Origin of the sequence: Ornithinimicrobium kibberense, assembly GCF_006519705.1 — a bacterium.
Taxonomy (GTDB): Bacteria; Actinomycetota; Actinomycetes; order Actinomycetales; family Dermatophilaceae; genus Ornithinicoccus; species Ornithinicoccus kibberensis.
This window is the reverse complement of sequence record NZ_VFXM01000011.1, coordinates 74,549-91,010: the sequence shown is the minus strand read 5'-3', so window position 1 is coordinate 91,010 and position 16,462 is coordinate 74,549. Positions and strand designations below refer to the sequence as shown.

Below are 16,462 nucleotides of genomic sequence, written 5' to 3'. Positions count from 1 at the left end.
GGACCCGGACGAGGACGGTCGCCTCAGGCCCGCCCGCCTCCGAGGTCGACCTGCGGGTCGATCTGCATCTCCTGCGCCTCCAGGGCCAGCTCCCGGGCCAGGATGCGCCGCTCGACCTCGTCGCGCCACTTCTCCTCCGCGATGAACGCCTTCACCAGCGAGATCATGATGCCGATCATCACGAGGGTGAACGGGGCCGCGGTGATGATGGCCATCGTCTGCAGGGACTGCAGCCCGCCGCCCTCGACGCCTGCTGCCGCGCCGGCGACGATGAGGACCGCCGCGATCGCCCCCTCGAGCACGGCCCACATGACCCGGCTCCACACCGGCGGGTCCGGGTTGCCGCCGTTGGCGATCATGTCGACCACGTAGGAGCCCGAGTCGGAGCTGGTCACGAAGAAGATGACGATCATGATGATCGCCAGGCCGGACAGGAAGGGGCCGCCCGGCAGTCCGTCGAGCATCTGGAAGAGGGCCTCGTTGGTCGCGACGGACCCGTCGTCGCCCACCAGGCCGCCGTCCCCGAAGATCTCCCGGTGGAGGGCGGTCCCGCCCATGACGGTGAACCAGGCCATGGTGAGCAGGGTCGGCACGAGGAGGACGCCGGTGATGAACTCCCGGACGGTCCGCCCCTTGGAGATGCGGGCGATGAAGATCCCCACGAACGGGGACCAGCTGATCCACCAGCCCCAGTAGTAGGTCGTCCAGCCGCCCAGCCAGGCGGGGCCCTCCTCCTGGTAGGGCAGCGTGGCGAAGCTCAGGGAGAAGAAGTTCTGCAGGTAGAAGCCGACGGCCTGCACCATGTCCCGCAGGAGGAAGAGGGTGGGACCGGCCACGAGGACGAACAGCAGCAGCAGGCCGGCGAGGGCCAGGTTGATGTTGCTCAGCCACTTGATGCCCTTGCCGATGCCGGTCATCACCGACGCGGTCGCGATGAGCGTGATGCCCGCGATGAGGGCGACCTGGCCCCAGGCCCCCACACCGTCGGTCAGCCCGACGAAGTCCAGCCCCGCGGCCACCTGGCTCACGCCGAAGCCCAGCGAGGTCGCCACGCCGAACAGGGTGCCCACGACCGCGACGACGTCGATGACGTCACCCAGCCAGCCCTCGACCCGACGGCCCAGCAGAGGGCGCAGGGCCCAGCGGATGGAGACCGGCAGCTTCTTGCGGTGGACGGCGTAGGCCACGCCGAGGCCGACGATGATGTAGATCGCCCAGGCGTGCAGCCCCCAGTGGAGGAAGGTCCGGCCCATGGCGGCGTTCGCCAGCCCCGCCGGGGTGTCCTCCGCCGATCCGGGCGGCGGCCCGGCGAAGTGGAACAGCGGCTCGGCCACCCCCCAGAACATCAGGCCGATGCCCATGCCCGCGCTGAACAGCATCGCGAACCAGGACAGGTAGCTGAACTCGGGCTCCTCGTCGTCCTGGCCGAGGCGGATCTCGCCGTAGCGGCTGATGGCCAGCCAGACCGTGAAGACGACGAAGGCGAAGGTCAGCAGGACGTAGTACCAGCCGATCGTGTTGACGACGACCTCGTTGACCGTGGCCAGCCCCCGGTTCATCGGTTCGGGGAAGATCGCGGCCGCCAGCACGAAGGCGGTGATCAGGACGGCGGCCGGCCAGAAGACGCGGGGGGCCAGTCCAGGGGTCACCGTCGGGGGCGGCGGTCCCGCCGGCCCGTCGGGCCGGGTGGTGGTGCTCATCTGCTCTCCTCGGATCGGATCGGGTGCGGACGCAGGAGGAGCCCGACCCAGCACGGGTCGGGCTCCCCCGGGACCGGGACGGCGACGGCCGACCCGGTCCGGTCGTTCAGTTGCCGGTGAGCTTCTCGCGAAGGGCCGCCAGCGCCTCGTCCGAGGCGAGGGTGCCCGTCGCCTCCTCAGCGGCTGCCGGCGTGGAGGAGTAGGACGAGCTGCTGCTCGCCGGGGCCGACTCCACCCGGTCGTCGGAGGCGGCAGCCTCGGCGGCCGCCTCGACCTGGGCCTTGTGGGCCTCCCAGCGGGCGTGGGCGTCGGCGTACTCCTTCTCCCACTTCTCCCGCTGGGCCTCGAAGCCCTCGAGCCACTCGTTGGTCTCGGGGTCGAAGCCCTCGGGGTACTTGTAGTTCCCCTGCTCGTCGTACTCGGCGGCCATGCCGTAGAGCGTCGGGTCGAACTCGGTGGTCAGCGCGTCGTTGGCCTGCTTCAGCGACAGCGAGATGCGACGACGCTCCAGGTCGATGTCGATGACCTTGACGAAGACCTCGGCGCCGACGCTGACGATCTGCTCCGGCAGCTCCACGTGACGCTCGGCCAGCTCGGAGATGTGCACCAGGCCCTCGATGCCGTCCTCGACGCGCACGAAGGCGCCGAAGGGGACGAGCTTGGTGACCTTGCCCGGCACGACCTGCCCGATGGCGTGCGTGCGGGCGAAGGTCTGCCACGGGTCCTCGAGGGTGGCCTTGAGCGACAGGGAGACCCGCTCGCGGTCCATGTCGACGTCGAGGACCTCCACGGTGACCTCGTCACCGACCTCCACGACCTCGCCCGGGTGGTCGATGTGCTTCCAGGACAGCTCGGAGACGTGGACGAGCCCGTCGACGCCGCCGCCCAGGTCCACGAAGGCACCGAAGTTGACGATGCTGCTGACGACCCCGGAGCGGACCTGGCCCTTCTGCAGCTCCTTGAGGAAGGTGGTGCGCACCTCCGACTGCGTCTGCTCCAGCCACGCCCGCCGGGACAGCACCACGTTGTTGCGGTTCTTGTCCAGCTCGATGATCTTGGCCTCGATCTGCTTGCCGACGTAGGGCTGCAGGTCGCGGACGCGACGCATCTCCACGAGCGAGGCCGGCAGGAAGCCGCGCAGACCGATGTCGAGGATCAGGCCGCCCTTGACGACCTCGATGACGGTGCCGGTGACGACGCCGTCCTCCTCCTTGACCTTCTCGATCGAGCCCCACGCGCGCTCGTACTGGGCGCGCTTCTTCGACAGGATCAGGCGGCCCTCCTTGTCCTCCTTCTGGAGGACCAGGGCCTCGACCTCGTCGCCGACGGCGACGACCTCGGACGGGTCGACGTCGTGCTTGATGGCCAGCTCGCGGGACGGGATGACGCCCTCGGTCTTGTAGCCGATGTCGAGCAGGACCTCGTCACGGTCGACCTTGACGATGACTCCCTCGACGATGTCGCCGTCGTTGAAGTTCTTGATGGTCGCGTCGATCGCTGCGAGCAGCTCCTCCTCAGACCCGATGTCGTTGACAGCGATCTGGGAGATGGCCTTCTCGGCCGTGGTTGCAGTCATGTAGTAGGGGCTCCGATTGTGGACGGGAATTCAGATGGACGGTGGTCCGCGTCGGCCGCCGACGAGCATGCACAAGCGCACGCGACGCGCCGGACCAGCCTATCCGCGGCACGGACGCAGGTCAAAGCGGCCACGGCGGCGCGGCCGCTGGCACACTGGGACGGTGGACACCGAGCCTACGCCGGACCGGGTGGTGCGTCGCCCGCTGACTCACCCCGAGGCCGTCCGGGCCGGCCGCACCTGGTGGGACGCGGAGGCGGAGGCCTACCACGCCGAGCACGGTGAGTTCCTCGGCGACCACGAGCTGACGTGGTGCCCGGAGGGCTGGACGGAGTCCGAGCTGGGCCTGCTGGGAGACCTGGCCGGCGCCCGGGTGCTCGAGGTCGGGGCGGGGGCCGGCCAGGGGGCCCGGTGGTGCGCCCGCCGCGGTGCGCGCGCCGTGGCCTCGGACCTCTCCGGCTCGATGCTCGCGGTCGGCGCCAGGCTGCAGGCCGACCTGCCTGCTTCCCACCGTCCGGCCCTCGTCCAGTGCGACGGCACCAGCCTCCCCTTCGCCGACGGCTCCTTCGACGTCGTGCTCACGGCCCACGGCGTGCTGCCCTTCGTGCCGGACGCGGGAGCCGCCCTCCGCGAGTGGGCCAGGGTGTTGCGGCCGGGCGGGCGGTGCGTCTTCTCCCTGCCCCACCCGGTGCGGTGGGCCTTTCCCGACGTCCCGGGCCCCGAGGGCCTGCGCGCGACGCACTCCTACTTCGACCGTCGTCCCTACGTGGAGGAGACGGCCGGTGGGACCGCGACCTACAGCGAGCACCACCGCACCCTCGGCGACCTCGTCCGCGCCGTGGTGCGTGCCGGCCTGGTGCTCACCGATCTCCTCGAGCCGGAGTGGCCCGAGGACGCCGACCACGTGTGGGGCGGGTGGAGCGCCACCCGGGGCCGGCTGCTGCCGGGGACGGCGATCCTCGTCTGCCGCCGGCCCCGGGGACCTCAGGAGACCGCCTAGGTCACGATCCGGACACGGCCGCGTCCGGAGCCTGTCGGGCTCGACGTCGCTCCCCTATGCTCTGCCCACGTGACGCACCCGCTGCGGGTGCGTCACGTCATACCGTGACCCGTGACCTTCCCAGGTTGGAGGAGCAGTGCCCCCCACCACCTCATCCCCGGAGCGCCCGCGCGCCCGCAGGCCCTGGCACCTGCTGGGCGTGCTGCTCGCGATGCTGCTCGTCGCCCTCTCGCCCGTCGCCGCGCTGGCACAGGGGGGGGCGGACCCCTCGCAGGTGGGGATCGACGAGTACGACGACGTCGTGACCGTCAACATCCGCTACAACAACGAGCCGGTCGAGGGGGCCCGCGTCGTGCTCAGCGGTGGCGGGTTCGAGGCGGAGGCCGTGACCAGCGACCGCGGGCAGGCCCGGATCGGGGTTCCCACGACCGACCCCTACGAGGTGCTCGTCGACGAGGAGTCGTTGCCCGAGGGGGTGACCGTCACCGGTGACAACCCGTTGACGGTCAGCTACGGCTCGCAGTTCTTCCAGCCGGCCAACTTCTTCCTCGGCGAGGGGGAACGGGAGACCACCAGCTTCCTGGACCAGTTCGTCGAGCGGCTCATCAACGGGCTCAACTTCGGGCTCATGCTGGCCCTGGCCTCGATCGGCCTGTCCCTCATCTTCGGCACGACGGGGCTGACCAACTTCGCGCACGCGGAGATGGTGACGCTGGGGGCCATCGTGGCGCTGGTCTTCGGGGTGGACCTCGGCTGGCCGATCTGGCTGGCCATCCTGCTCGCCGTGGTGCTCAGCGGGGCCTTCGGCTGGCTGATCGACGCCGGGATCTGGCGGCCGCTGCGCCGCCGGGGCATCGGGCTGGTGCAGATGATGATCCTCACCATCGGCTTCTCGCTGGCCCTGCGCTACGTCTTCCAGTTCTTCATCGGCGGCGGCACCAGCCAGCTCCCGGGGGCCGGGGGCACCAAGCACCAGATCCTGGGTCCGATCAGGCTGTCGACCATCGACATGGTGAGCATGGGCTTGAGCCTGGTCGTCCTGCTCGCGGTGGCCTACTGGTTGCTGCGGACCAGGACCGGCAAGGCCACCCGCGCCGTCGCGGACAACCGGCCGCTGGCCGCCGCCAGCGGCATCGACGTCGAGGGGGTCACCCGGATCGTGTGGGTCGCCGGGGCCGCGCTCGCCGGCCTCTCGGGCGTGCTGTGGGCCTACTTCCGCCCGGGCATCAAGTGGGACATGGGGATGCAGATCCTGCTGCTCATCTTCGCCGCGGTGGTGCTCGGCGGTCTGGGCACCGCCTTCGGGGCGTTGCTCGGGGCCCTGATCATCGGGATCCTCGTGGAGGTCTCCACCCTGTGGATCCCCTCGGACATCAAGTACGTCGGGGCCCTCGGCGTCCTCATCATCATCCTGCTCGTGCGGCCCCAGGGACTTCTGGGTCGAACGGCGCGCATCGGATAGCGGCAAGGGAGAACTGCGATGGACTGGGGCCAGATCCTCAACAACACGCTGAGCTTCATGCTCTCCACCGAGACGATCGGGTTCATGCTCGCCGCGCTGGGGCTCGCGATCCACTTCGGCTACGCGGGGCTGCTGAACTTCGGCATGGCCGGTTTCATGGCGATCGGCGCCTACGGCTACGCGATCTCCATCCTCAGCTTCGGCCTCCCCTGGTGGGCGGCGATGGGGGTCAGCATCGCCGGCGCGGTCGTCTTCGCCGTGCTGCTGGGGATCCCCACCCTGCGGCTGCGTGCGGACTACCTGGCGATCGTGACGATCGCGGCGGCCGAGATCGTCCGGCTGCTCTTCCAGACGCAGCTGTTCGACGAGTGGACCAACTCGGCCGACGGCCTGGGCGGCTACCACGCCAGCTTCCGTGACGCCAACCCGTTGCCGGCCGGTTCGTTCACCCTCGGCCCCTGGTCCTACACCTCCGACCAGTGGTGGGCGCGGCTGTTCGGCCTCGTCCTGGTGGCGGTGGCCGTCCTGCTGGTCTGGCTCATCATGCGCAGCCCCTGGGGGCGCGTGCTCAAGGGCATCCGGGAGGACGAGGACGCGGTCCGCTCGCTCGGCAAGAACGTCTTCGCCTACAAGATGCAGGCGCTCGTCCTGGGCGGGGTGCTGGGATCCCTCGGCGGGGTCGTCATCGCCCTCCCCTCGGCGGTGATCCCGCAGTACTACCTGCCCAGCCTGACCTTCTTCGTCTGGACGGCGCTGCTGCTGGGCGGTGCGGCCACCATCTTCGGGCCCGTCCTGGGCGCGGTCATCTACTGGGCGCTGATGGCCTTCCTGTCCGGCGTCCTGCCCGCCATGGCCGGCGAGGGCTGGCTGCCGATGACCGAGACGCAGGCCGGCTACCTGCGCTACGTCCTCGTGGGTCTGGCCCTCATGCTGCTCGTCGCGTTCCGCCCGCAAGGACTGCTGGGGAACAAGAAGGAGATGACCTTTGTCAAGTAACCAGCCCAGTCACGACGACGACCACCTCGTGGCCACCGAGGACCTGGCGCCCACCGTGCACGGCGAGAAGGCCGTCGACCTGGCCACCGGCCCGGCGCGACCCGGGGTGCCCAAGAAGGATCCCATCCTCGTGGCCGACCACATCACGCGGTCCTTCGGCGGTGTGCACGCGGTGGACGTCGACCACGTGGAGATCCCGCGCCACGCCATCACGGCGCTGATCGGACCCAACGGGGCGGGCAAGACCACCCTGTTCAACCTGCTCAGCGGGTTCGACCGGCCGGACACCGGCGAGTGGGAGTTCAACGGGCGCTCCCTCGCCGGGATCCCCGCGTGGAAGGCCGCGCGGCGCGGTCAGGTCCGCACCTTCCAGCTCACCAAGGTCCTCAACCGGCTCACCGTGCTCGACAGCATGAAGCTCGGCGCCAGCAAGCAGAAGGGGGAGAGCCTGCTCTTCTCCGTCCTGCCGTTCACCTGGCGCGCCCAGGAGAAGCAGATCGAGGAGCGGGCCCTGGTCCTGCTCGAGAAGTTCAGGCTGCTGGACAAGAAGGACGACTACGCCGCCGCGCTGTCGGGCGGGCAGCGCAAGCTGCTCGAGATGGCCCGGGCCCTGATGACCGACCCGGAGTTCGTGCTGCTGGACGAGCCGATGGCCGGCGTGAACCCGGCGCTGGTCCAGTCACTCCTCGACCACGTGGTCAACCTCAAGCGCGAGGGGATGACGGTGCTGTTCGTCGAGCACGACATGCACATGGTCCGGCACATCGCCGACTGGGTGGTCGTCATGGCCGAGGGCCGGGTCGTGGCCGAGGGTCCGCCGCAGGAGGTCATGAAGGACGAGGCCGTGGTGGACGCCTACCTGGGCAGCCACCTCGACCAGGACATCGGTGTCATCACCGGCCGGTACGACGAGGAGGGCAACCGCATCCCATGAGCGAGCACACCGAGCACCCCTCCCCCGGCGTCGCCACGTCCACCACCGCCCCCGGACGGGAGCTCGTGATCGACGTCCGGGACGTCACCGCCGGCTACCTGCCGGGCGTGGACATCCTCACGGACACCAACCTGCAGGCCTACGACGGAGAGCTCATCGGCATCATCGGCCCCAACGGGGCCGGCAAGTCGACCCTGCTGAAGGCGATCTTCGGCCTGGTCAACGTGCGCAGCGGCACCATCAGCCTGCGCGGCGAGGAGATCACCAACCTCAAGGCCAACAAGCTCGTGGGCAAGGGCGTGGGCCTGGTCCCCCAGACCGAGAACGTCTTCCCCACCCTCACCATCCAGGAGAACCTGGAGATGGGCGCCTACCAGCGACCCACGGTCGTCAAGGAGAACCTGGCCTTCGTGCTGGACATCTTCCCTGCGCTCAAGGACCGCCTCAACCAGGTGGCCGGCTCGTTGAGCGGCGGCGAGCGGCAGATGGTGGCGATGTCCCGGGCGCTGATGATGCGCCCGGACGTGCTGCTGCTGGACGAGCCGTCGGCGGGTCTGTCCCCCGTGCGTCAGGACGACGCCTTCATCCGGGTCTCCTCCATCAACGAGGCTGGCGTGACAACCATCATGGTCGAGCAGAACGCCCGCCGCTGCCTGCAGATCTGCGACCGCGCCTACGTGCTCGACCAGGGCAAGGACGCCCACACCGGGACGGGGCGGGAGCTGCTCAACGACGAGCGGGTGATCGGCCTCTACCTGGGCACCCTGGGCCAGGACGCCTCCCCCTCCTGACCCCCCACGCCCAACGCGGAGAAGGGCCCCCGGGACGCGTCCCGGGGGCCCTTCCTTGTGCCGTGCCGTCAGTTCTGCCGGACCAGCTCGTTGTTGCCGTCGTACTCGAAGATGCCGATGGTGGCCTCGGTCGGGTCACCGTTCTCGTCGAAGGTGATCGGGCCGGACGGGCCGTCGTAGTCGACCACGCCGCCGTCCACGATGATCTGGGCGGCCTCGGCGAAGTCGCTCACCTTCTCGCCGCCGCCGGTGCCACCGGAGACCTCCTGCATCTTGGCCGCCATGTCGGGGCCCTCGACCGAGTCGGCCGCCAGGGCCGCCAGCGCGCTGAGCATCACGGCGTCGTAGGACTCGGCCGCGTAGTTCCAGTCCTCCAGCTCGTCGTTGCCGGCAGCGGTCCAGACGTCGTTGAGCTCGCCGCGGAAGTCGTCGCCCAGGTCCGGTCCGGGCTGGGTGCCCTTGGAACCCTCGAGCAGACCGGCGTCGAACTCGTCGCCGTAGTTGGACAGGTTGCCGTCGACGAAGTAGAGGCTGCCGGTGTCGAAGCCCGCCGCGTCCAGCGCCGGGATGATCGTCGTGGCCTCCTCGAAGGTGATCAGCGCGATGGCGTCCGGGTTCTGGGCCATGACCGAGCTGATCTGCGCGTCGAAGGTGGTGTCGCCGGCGTTGTAGGACTCGCTCGCCACGATCGTGCCGTTGGCGGCCTCGAAGGTCTCGGTGAGCTGGGCCTCCAGGCCGGTGCCGTAGGCGTCGTTGAGGTAGATGATCCCCAGGTTGACCACGCCGTCGGAGGCGATGAGGTTGCCGAGCACCTCGCCCTGGAGCAGGTCCGAGGGGGCCGTGCGCCAGTAGAGGTCGTTGTCCTCCCAGTCGGTGAACTCCGGGGCCGTGTTGGCCGGGGAGATCATCAGGGTGTCGGCGGCCACGACCTCGTCGATGAACAGCTTGGACACGCCCGAGGACGCCGCCCCCACGATGACGTTGACGCCGGCGTTGAGCAGCTGCGGGACCGTGGTGGCGTAGGCCCGGTTGTCCGGGTCGCCGGAGTCGCCCAGGGTCACGTTGACCGTGATGCCCATGTCGGCGTCGTTGATGTGCTTCTCGGCGAGGAGGACACCGGCCTCCTCGGGCGGGCCCAGGAAGGCCAGCGCCCCGGTCTGCGGCAGGACGGTGCCGACCTCGAGGGTCAGGTCGCGTTCACCGGCGGCGCCGGTGGCCTCCGTGTCGTCGTCCTGGGTCTCCTCGGAGGCGGTGTCGTCGTCGGCGGCCGGGTCGGGGTCGTCGCCCCCGTTCCCGCACGCCGCCAGCACGAGTGTGGCGGCGGCGACGGCGGCGACTCCACGGGCGGTCACGGACGCCCGAGAGCGAAGAGAGGTGGGCTTCATGGTGCTCCTCGTGTCGATGGGGCGACCACTGCGCCGCCCGGTGCCCTGAACGTAGAGGCGGACATCTGCGAGCACAAGGGGGCGGCCCGTGCGTGGGGACGATCGTTCTCACATCGTTACCCGCGGACGTGCAGGTCACGCCGCTGGTGCCGCAAGGGTGTCAGTGGGCTGCCTCGTGCCAGCTGCGCCCCACGCCCACGCTGACGTCGAGGGGCACGGACAGGTCCGCCGCACCGCCCATCTCGGCGCGCAGCAACGTCTCCACCTGCTCCCGCTCCCCCGGTGCGATCTCCAGCACCAGCTCGTCGTGCACCTGGAGCAGCATGCGGGAGGCCAGTCCCTGCTCCCGCAGCGCCCGCTCGGTCCGCAGCATCGCCACCTTGATGATGTCGGCGGCCGACCCCTGGATGGGCGCGTTGAGGGCCATCCGCTCGGCCATCTCGCGGCGCTGCCGGTTGTCGCTGAGCAGGTCGGGCAGGTGACGACGGCGGCCCAGGATGGTCTCGGTGAACCCGCTGCGACGCGCCTCGGCCACCACGTCGCGCAGGTAGTCGCGCACGCCGCCGAACCGTTCGAAGTACTCCTCCATGAGCTGCTTGGCCTCACCGGTGGAGATGGTCAGCTGCTTGGACAGCCCGAAGGCCGACAGCCCGTAGGCCAGCCCGTAGCTCATCGCCTTGACCTTGGACCGCATCTCCAGGGTCACCTCCTCCGGCTGCACGCCGAAGACGCGCGAGCCGACGAAGCGGTGCAGGTCCTCACCGGTGCGGAAGGCCTCGATGAGGCCCTCGTCGCCGGACAGGTGCGCCATGATCCGCATCTCGATCTGGCTGTAGTCGGCGGACATGAGCGACTCGTAGCCGGTGCCGGTCGAGGCGTCCCGGCCGACGACGAAGATCTCCCGGATCCGCCGCCCCTCCTCGGTGCGGATGGGGATGTTCTGCAGGTTCGGCTCGGTCGAGCTCAGCCGGCCGGTGGCCGCGATCGTCTGCTGGTAGGTGGTGTGGATCCGGCCGTCGTCGGCGACCGACTTCACCAGCCCCTCGGCCGTCACCCGCAGGCGGGCCTTGTCCCGGTGGCGCAGCAGGGCCTCGAGGAAGGGGTGCTCGGTCTGGGCGTAGAGGCCGGCCAGGGCGTCGGCGTCGGTGGTGTAGCCGGTCTTGGTACGTCGGGTCTTGGGCAGGCCGAGCGTCTCGAAGAGCACCACCTGCAGCTGCTTGGGCGAGCCGAGGTTGACGGTGTCGTCGCCGAGGGCGTCCCAGGCGTCCTGCTGCGCCTGGGCCATCGCGGCGGCGAACTCGCCCTCGAGCGCCTCGAGCATGGGCAGGTCCACGGCGATGCCGGCCTGCTCCATCCTGCGCAGCACGCCCACGAGCGGGAGCTCCACGTCGCGGAGCAGATGCTGCTCCGGCTCGTCGGACAGCTCCTCGTCCAGCGTGACGGACAGGTCGTGCACGGCCCGGGCGTGCACCATCGCGGCGCGCCCGGCGGCCGCGTCCACCTCGTCGGCCTGCTCCTGCTCCCCGTCGTCCCACCCCAGCGCCAGCTGCCCGTCGTCCCCGCCGTCGTCCGTGCCCTCGTCCAGCCGCAGCTCCCGGTGCAGGTAGCGCAGGGCCAGGTCGGCCAGGTCGTAGGACCGCTGGTCGGGGCGGACCAGGTAGGCGGCCAGCGCGGTGTCGCTGACGACCCCCTCGACCGGCAGCCCGACGGTCTCCAGGGATGCGGTCTGCCCCTTGGCGTCGTGCAGCACCTTGGGGCAGGCCGGGTCGGCGAGCCAGTCGCGCAGGGCGCGCTCGTCGTCGACGTCGGCCCGGTCGAGGGACAGGTATGCCGCGTGCTCGGCCCCGGCGAGGCCGAGGCCGGTGGCCTCCCCTGCGCCGGCGGCGGTCCGCGGGGAGGCCTGCACGACCAGGGCGAGGCGCTCCCCCGGCCCGGCGTGCTCACCGAGCCAGCTCGCGAGCTCACCGGGCCCCAGCAGGCTGCCGGCGACCTCGATGCCCTCCTCGGCCTCGGTCTCGGCGGACTCCAGGGTGGCGAACAGCCGCTCGCGCAGGACCCGGAACTCCAGGCCGTCGAAGACCCGGTGGACCTCCTCGCGGTCCCAGCCGCGCGCCTGCAGGTCGGCCACGCCGACCGGCAGCGGGACGTCCCCGACCAGCTGGTTGAGGCGTCGGTTGCGCAGCACCTGGTCCAGGTGGTCGCGCAACGCCTGGCCCGCCTTGCCCTTGAGCTGGTCGGCCGCCCCGACGATCCCGGTCAGGTCGCCGAACTGGGCGAGCCACTTCGCGGCGGTCTTGGGGCCCACCCCGGGCACGCCCGGGAGGTTGTCCGAGCTCTCCCCCACCATCGCCGCGAGGTCGCTGTAGCGCTCGGGCCGGACGAGGTACTTCTCCTCGATCTTCTCCGGCGTCAGCCGCCAGGTCTCGGACACACCGCGGACGGGGTAGAGCAGGAGGGTGCGCTCGTCGACGAGCTGGAAGGCGTCCCGGTCGCCGGAGAGGATGACCACCTCCAGCCCCTCGGCCCGGGCCTGGGCGGTGAGGGTCGCGATGATGTCGTCCGCCTCGTAGCCGTCGACCTCGACGTGGGTGATCCGCAGGGCGTCCAGCACCTGCTTGATGAGGTCGACCTGGCCGACGAACTCCCCCGGCGTGGACGCGCGCCCGGCCTTGTACTCGGCATACTCCTGGGTCCGGAAGGTCTGCCGGGACCGGTCGAAGGCCACCGCCACGTGGGTGGGGGCCTCGTCGCGCAGCACGTTGATGAGCATCGAGGTGAACCCGTAGACGGCGTTGGTGCTCTGACCCGTCGTCGTCGAGAAGTTCTCCACCGGCAGCGCGTAGAACGCGCGGTAGGCCAGCGAGTGTCCGTCCAGCAGCAGCAGTCGACTCACGCATGGCAGCCTATGTCCCATGACCGACAGCACCCAGTCCGTCCCCTGCTCCGCCCTGCCCGGTCTGGAGGGGACCCTCGGGGGGACGCTCGTGGAACGGATGGGGATGGAGCTGGTCGAGGTGTCCGCGGAGCGCACCGTGGCGCGGATGCCGGTCCGGGGGAACACCCAGCCGTACGGGCTGCTCCACGGCGGTGCGTCGGCGGCCCTGGCCGAGACGGTGGGCTCGCTGGCCGCCGCCACGCACGCCGCACCCGGGCGGATCGCGGTGGGCGTGGACCTCAACGCCACCCACCACCGGGCCGTCCGTTCCGGGTGGGTCACGGGGGTGGCGACCCCGCTGTCCCTGGGGCGGTCGGTGGCGTCCTACGAGATCGTCGTGACCGACGACGAGGGGCGGCGGGTGTGCACCGCCCGGCTCACCTGCGCCCTGCGGGAGCGCCCTCCGGCCGGCTGAGGCGGCGCACCTAGGCTGTCCCGCATGGATGGCGCCTTCCCCGGGCTCGGGACCGTGATCAACGTCGTGGCGGTGCTGCTGGGAGCGACCGTGGGCATGGTGGCCGGCAACCGGCTCCCCGACCGGGTGCGCTCGGTGGTCACCGACTGCCTGGGGCTGGTGACCCTCCTGGTGGCCGTGCTCTCGGCGCTGGACGTCACCGCCCCGGCCCTCGCGGCGGCGGTGGGGGACGGTGTGCCCGTGCTCGTGGTCCTGGGCAGTCTGCTGGTCGGCGGGATCGTCGGTTCGATGCTGCGGATCGAGCAGCGCCTGGAGTCCCTCGCCGGGGTCGTGCAGCGGTGGGTGCACCGCCGGTCCGTGCCCGGCGAGCGGGGCCACGCCGAGCGGGAACGCTTCATCGAGGGCTGGCTGACCGCCTCCCTGCTCTTCTGCGTCGGACCGCTGACCATCCTCGGCTCGCTCTCGGACGGCCTGGGCCGCGGCATCGACCAGCTCGTCCTCAAGTCGGCACTCGACTTCTTCGCCTCGATCGCCTTCGCGTCGACGTTCGGGATCGGCGTGCTCGTCTCGGCGGTGTCGGTGGCCGTCGTCCAGGGCGGGCTGACGGTCGTCGGGGTCACGCTCGGCGCGGTCGTGCCGGAGGCGCACATCGCCGCCCTGACCTCCGTCGGCGGGCTGCTGCTCGTGGGCATCGCCTTCCGCCTGCTCAACATCCGGCAGGTCCCCGTGGGCGACCTGCTGCCCGCCCTCCTGGTGGCCCCGGTCCTGGTGTCGGTCGTGGCAGGACTGGGCTGAGGTCTAGGAGGAGCCGGGCATCCCCGAGATCACCGCGTCGGCGACCTCGCGCATCGAGAGGCGCCGGTCCATGGCCGCCTTCTGGATCCACCGGAAGGCCTCCGGCTCGGAGAGCTTGAGCTGGGCCATGAGCAGACCCTTGGCCCGGTCGACCCGCTTGCGGGTCTCGAACCGCTCGCCCAGGTCGGCGACCTCGGACTCCAGCGCCTTGCGCTCGGCCCACCGGGCTCGCGCGATGTCGATGGCCGGCAGCACGTCGGCGGCGCTGAACGGCTTGACGACGTAGGACATCACGCCCGCGTCGCGGGCCCGCTCGACGAGGTTCTTGTCGCTGAACGCCGTGAGCATGACCACCGGCGCCAGGCCCTCGCGGCCGATCTGCTCGGCCGCCGAGATCCCGTCCATGCCGGGCATCTTGATGTCCATGACGACCAGGTCCGGGGAGGTCTCGCGGACCATGTCGACGGCCTGCTCGCCGTCGGCCGCCTGCCCCACGATCTGGTGGCCGGACTCGGTCAGCATCTCGGCGAGGTCCATCCGGATGAGGGCCTCGTCCTCGGCCAGCACGATGCGCAGACCCGTCGTGCCGGCCTCCTCCGCACCGGCGCCGGGCTCCTCCTCGCCAGCCGTGCCAGCCTCGTCGGGGGTGGCAGAGGTGGGGGTGTCCTCCGTCGCGGAGGTCTGGGCGTCGTCGGCCGGGGTCACGGGGGCGTCGTGCGCGGCGTCCGCGCCGGAGGGGGTGCTGTCCTTGGTCACGGGGGTCAGCCTATCTGGCCCGCGTGATCCTGGACCACCGGTCCGGCGTGAGGGCGCCAGGATGGGATCCTGCTGGTGCCGGGAGCGGGACTTGAACCCGCACGCCCTTGCGGGCAGAGCATTTTGAGTGCCCCGTGTCTGCCGTTCCACCACCCCGGCGGGCGCGTCGTCGACGGGCACAGCATACCCGCCGTGCCCCAGGGCCCTGCGTGCGTGCGTCCACGGAGGCCGACGATGCTCAGACCAGCGGCGGGTCGTCCTGGTAGGCGGGGGCCCGACCGAAGATGGCGTCGCCGACCCGGTGCAGCCGCAGCGCGTTCGTCGTGCCGGAGACCCCGGGCGGGGAGCCGGCGACGATGACCACGAGGTCGCCCTGCTGGCACCGCTCCTCCCGCAGGAGCACCTCCTCGACCTGGGAGACCATCTGGTCGGTGTGCCACACGAACGGCACGAGGAAGGTCTCCACGCCCCAGGTCAGTGCCAGCCGGGAGCGGGTGTGCTGCTCGGTGGTGAAGGCCAGCATGGGGACCTCGGGGCGGACCCGGGCCATCCGGGTCGTGGTGTCGCCGCTCTGGGTGAACGTCACGAGGTACTTGATGTCCTCGAGCGACTCGGCGATGCTGATCGCCGCCCGGGTGACCGCACCTCCCGGGGTCCGCGGCTTGGTGAGGATCGGGGAGATGCGGTGCAGCCCGTGCTGCTCGGTGGCCGAGATGATGTCGGCCATGGTCTCCACGGCCCGGACCGGCCAGGCACCCACCGACGTCTCCCCCGACAGCATGATGGCGTCGGCCCCGTCGAGCACCGCGTTGGCGCAGTCGCTGGCCTCGGCCCGGGTCGGGCGGGGGTTCTCGATCATCGACTCCAGCACCTGGGTGGCCACGATGACCGGCTTGGCCTTCTCCCGGCACAGCTGGATGGCGTCCTTCTGCACGAGCGGGACCTGCTCCAGGGGCATCTCCACCCCGAGGTCGCCGCGGGCCACCATGACCCCGTCGAAGGCGTCGACGATCTCGGTCAGCTTGTCGACCGCCTGCGGCTTCTCGATCTTGGCGATGACGGGCAGGATCCGTCCCTCGTCCTCCATCACCCGGCGCACGTCCTCGTAGTCCTCGGCGCTGCGCACGAACGACAGCGCCACGAAGTCGGCGCCCGAGCGCACCGCCCAGCGCAGGTCCTCCTCGTCCTTGTCCGACATGGCCGGCACGCTGACCGCCGTGCCCGGCAGGTTGATCCCCTTGTTGTTGGACACCACGCCGCCGACGACGACCTCGGTGACCACGTCGGTGCCGGAGACCTCCGTGGCACGCAGCATGACCTTGCCGTCGTCGATGAGCAGGTCGTCCCCGGCGTGCACGTCCCCGGGCAGCCCCTCGTAGGTGGTCCCCACGCTGCCCTGGTCCCCGGGCACCACGCGGGTGGTGATGGTGAACGCGTCCCCCCGGGCCAGGGTCACCGGTCCGGCGGCGAAGGTGCCGGTGCGGATCTTGGGACCCTGCAGGTCGACCAGGACCGCGACGGCGTGCCCGGCCTCGTCGCTGGCCCGCCGCACCCGCAGGTAGCGCTCGTAGTGCTCCTCGTAGGAGCCGTGGGACAGGTTCAGCCGGGCGACGTCCATCCCGGCCTCCACGAGCGCGAGGATCTGCTCGTAGGAGTCGGTGGCGGGGCCCAGCGTGCAGACGATCTTGGCGCGGCGCATGGGCACCAGCCTAGTGCC

13 protein-coding genes and 1 tRNA gene are annotated in these 16,462 nt (G+C 70.8%); 7 read left to right on the top strand and 7 right to left on the bottom strand.

Features of this window, described 5'->3' with window-relative positions:
- Positions 1–23: 23 nt before the first annotated feature.
- Both FJR00_RS10795 and rpsA read right to left on the bottom strand, forming a co-directional pair.
- Positions 24–1,700, bottom strand: coding sequence for a BCCT family transporter (locus FJR00_RS10795; protein ID WP_141338738.1), 1,677 nt, complete (start codon positions 1,698–1,700; stop codon positions 24–26).
- A 106-nt stretch (positions 1,701–1,806) separates the two neighbouring features.
- Positions 1,807–3,276 (bottom strand): 30S ribosomal protein S1, encoded by a 1,470-nt coding sequence (gene rpsA, locus FJR00_RS10790; RefSeq protein WP_141338737.1) that lies wholly within the window; start codon positions 3,274–3,276, stop codon positions 1,807–1,809.
- Between the two features lie 163 nt (positions 3,277–3,439).
- Between rpsA and FJR00_RS10785 the strand changes: the two genes are divergently transcribed.
- From FJR00_RS10785 to FJR00_RS10765, 5 genes are all read left to right on the top strand, one after another.
- The gene (locus FJR00_RS10785; protein WP_238330438.1) at positions 3,440–4,276 is read left to right on the top strand and encodes a class I SAM-dependent methyltransferase; all 837 of its coding nucleotides are present in this window, start codon (positions 3,440–3,442) and stop codon (positions 4,274–4,276) included.
- 136 nt (positions 4,277–4,412) lie between these two features.
- Positions 4,413–5,738, top strand: a complete 1,326-nt coding sequence (locus FJR00_RS10780; protein ID WP_238330437.1) for a branched-chain amino acid ABC transporter permease — start codon at positions 4,413–4,415, stop codon at positions 5,736–5,738.
- Between the two features lie 18 nt (positions 5,739–5,756).
- The gene (locus FJR00_RS10775) at positions 5,757–6,734 is read left to right on the top strand and encodes a branched-chain amino acid ABC transporter permease (protein WP_141338736.1); all 978 of its coding nucleotides are present in this window, start codon (positions 5,757–5,759) and stop codon (positions 6,732–6,734) included.
- 43 nt (positions 6,735–6,777) lie between these two features.
- Positions 6,778–7,668, top strand: coding sequence for an ABC transporter ATP-binding protein (locus tag FJR00_RS10770; protein ID WP_141338811.1), 891 nt, complete (start codon positions 6,778–6,780; stop codon positions 7,666–7,668).
- A complete protein-coding gene (locus tag FJR00_RS10765) occupies positions 7,665–8,459 on the top strand; it encodes an ABC transporter ATP-binding protein (RefSeq protein WP_141338735.1) in 795 nt (264 codons plus the stop codon). The genes FJR00_RS10770 and FJR00_RS10765 overlap by 4 nt, the downstream gene beginning before the upstream one ends.
- Positions 8,460–8,527: 68 nt before the next feature.
- Here the strand turns inward: FJR00_RS10765 and FJR00_RS10760 are convergent, their stop codons facing one another.
- Positions 8,528–9,811 carry an ABC transporter substrate-binding protein gene (locus tag FJR00_RS10760; protein WP_238330436.1) on the bottom strand — a complete coding sequence of 428 codons (1,284 nt, stop codon included), beginning with the start codon at positions 9,809–9,811 and terminating at the stop codon, positions 8,528–8,530.
- A gap of 193 nt (positions 9,812–10,004) precedes the next feature.
- Positions 10,005–12,737 (bottom strand): DNA polymerase I, encoded by a 2,733-nt coding sequence (gene polA / locus FJR00_RS10755; RefSeq protein ID WP_141338733.1) that lies wholly within the window; start codon positions 12,735–12,737, stop codon positions 10,005–10,007.
- Positions 12,738–12,756: 19 nt separating this feature from the next.
- Here polA and FJR00_RS10750 point away from each other — a divergent pair, with 19 nt between their 5' ends.
- Positions 12,757–13,194, top strand: a complete 438-nt coding sequence (locus tag FJR00_RS10750; RefSeq protein ID WP_141338732.1) for a hotdog fold thioesterase — start codon at positions 12,757–12,759, stop codon at positions 13,192–13,194.
- A 24-nt stretch (positions 13,195–13,218) separates the two neighbouring features.
- A complete protein-coding gene (locus FJR00_RS10745) occupies positions 13,219–13,989 on the top strand; it encodes a DUF554 domain-containing protein (RefSeq protein WP_141338731.1) in 771 nt (256 codons plus the stop codon).
- 3 nt (positions 13,990–13,992) lie between these two features.
- Here the strand turns inward: FJR00_RS10745 and FJR00_RS10740 are convergent, their stop codons facing one another.
- From FJR00_RS10740 to pyk, 3 genes are all read right to left on the bottom strand, one after another.
- Positions 13,993–14,745 carry an ANTAR domain-containing response regulator gene (locus FJR00_RS10740; protein ID WP_377465384.1) on the bottom strand — a complete coding sequence of 251 codons (753 nt, stop codon included), beginning with the start codon at positions 14,743–14,745 and terminating at the stop codon, positions 13,993–13,995.
- Between the two features lie 73 nt (positions 14,746–14,818).
- Positions 14,819–14,904: transfer RNA gene (locus FJR00_RS10735), tRNA-Leu, on the bottom strand.
- A 79-nt stretch (positions 14,905–14,983) separates the two neighbouring features.
- Entirely contained in the window at positions 14,984–16,444 is a 1,461-nt protein-coding gene (pyk, locus tag FJR00_RS10730) for a pyruvate kinase (protein WP_141338730.1), read from the bottom strand.
- Between the last annotated feature and the right edge of the window lie 18 nt (positions 16,445–16,462).